Source organism: Candidatus Methylacidiphilales bacterium, assembly GCA_025056655.1.
Taxonomy (GTDB): domain Bacteria; phylum Verrucomicrobiota; class Verrucomicrobiia; order Methylacidiphilales; family JANWVL01; genus JANWVL01.
Genome location: JANWVL010000071.1, coordinates 1 through 1578 on the forward strand (window position 1 = coordinate 1; position 1578 = coordinate 1578).

Here is a 1578-nt window from a genome sequence, read left to right on the forward strand (position 1 = left end):
CGATGTGATTCACATAGGCGCAAGGCTGTATCATTATCCCACCGCCCGCTTCCTTTCCGCCGATCCCCTCGGCCACGCCTCGGATATGAGTCTTTACAGTTATGCGAATAATGATCCGGTGAGTGGCGTGGATCCGAGTGGGAGATTTTTTGAGTCGATGGGCGCCAATGAAGCTTTTGGGAACGCGCCAAGAGGAAGCACGGCGGCATTTGCCAATCAACTGAATAAAGAATTTGAGGTGGTGGTGAATGCTTTTATTGAAACGCAAAAGAATGTGCTGTTATATGGAGTGGGTATGGTTGGAGGTGGTTTGACATTATCGTCAATACCATTCTCTCAAGCGGGCATGAAAGCTGCCATGTCTTACGCTGGAGCAGGCGCAAGTGTGAATATGGCGATCACTGGGGTAAAAGATATTGCAGGAGAAGATATGGGATGGAAGGGTTACACGTCTTCTGCTGTGAGTGGCGCGATGTCTGGGTTGACGTATATGGTAACGGGAAATCCAGGATTATCTTCAGCCGCAGGGACGTATAATCAAAATATCATAACCGGTCTATTAACTGGAGAATCTATAGACCCGGTAAAGCTGACTTTTGAGACAGGCCTATCGTATGGATTTGGGACTGTATTAGATAATGTTAATCCTTTAAATTTTATGGTTGGAGGAACAGGAGGTATTCAAGCTGTATCTAATCGAGCGACAACCATGACGATGAATGGAGTTTGGACTGATATGAGTGAAATAACTGCAGCAAAAATAGCAGTAAATTACATTATTTCAAATTTAACAAGTGGACTCACTGAAAGTGTAATTCTAGATACGTTTAGTAATGGCTATAACATGCTTAGCCAAAATTATAGTAATTCTATATTTAATAATTTAGCATCACCGCACAAGAACTATAAATAAAAAAACTCTGATGCAACAATTGTTAATCCGATACAAATCTATTGCAGATGGAATATTGTATTTTTTAAGCTATTCCTTATGCGTTCTTTTAATCATTGTGACCTCTGATTTTTTCTTTCCTGGTTCATTAAAAAATTTTGTTTTTAACGCCCCATTTTTTTATTCATACTGCCTAGGTGTAGGTGTATATAATCTTGCATATAGCTTTATATATCATAAAAAAACAATCCGTGCTTTTGTATATTCTGTATTTTCAGTATTTCTCAATTACAGTGTAATCTTTTTATTTGTAATCGGATTACCATCATTAACACGAGTCATTTTCTTGGGTGAAAATAGATTTGTAGAACTATCGTTATCAGCTTTAGCATTTATCTTATACATGTATTTCAAGAACAAAAAAAACCTCAAAAAAATTGTGATATGGGCAGGAATCGAAGTGAAAGAAAATGAGAGAGACAAATGAGATTAAAAAAAAAGAAAATGATGTTAAAAATGCAGTGTAGATACAGCCCATCCCGAGAAGCAGAAAAGAAGCGGCTTGGGGAGGGGGTGGGCTTGCATGAAGCTAGCGGCTGGCGGGGGTATCGCACGGAAGGCGATGTGATTCACATGGGCGCAAGGCTGTATCATTATCCCACCGCGCGCTTCCTCTCCGCCGATCC

Annotated in this window: 2 protein-coding genes; both read left to right on the forward strand. The window is 40.1% G+C overall.

What is annotated here, in order from left to right:
• On the forward strand, positions 1-913 hold a 913-nt coding region (locus tag NZM04_04160), incomplete at its 5' end, for a hypothetical protein (GenBank protein MCS7063229.1).
• 97 nt (positions 914-1010) lie between these two features.
• Positions 1011-1379 (forward strand): hypothetical protein, encoded by a 369-nt coding sequence (locus NZM04_04165; protein MCS7063230.1) that lies wholly within the window; start codon positions 1011-1013, stop codon positions 1377-1379.
• Positions 1380-1578 lie beyond the last annotated feature (199 nt).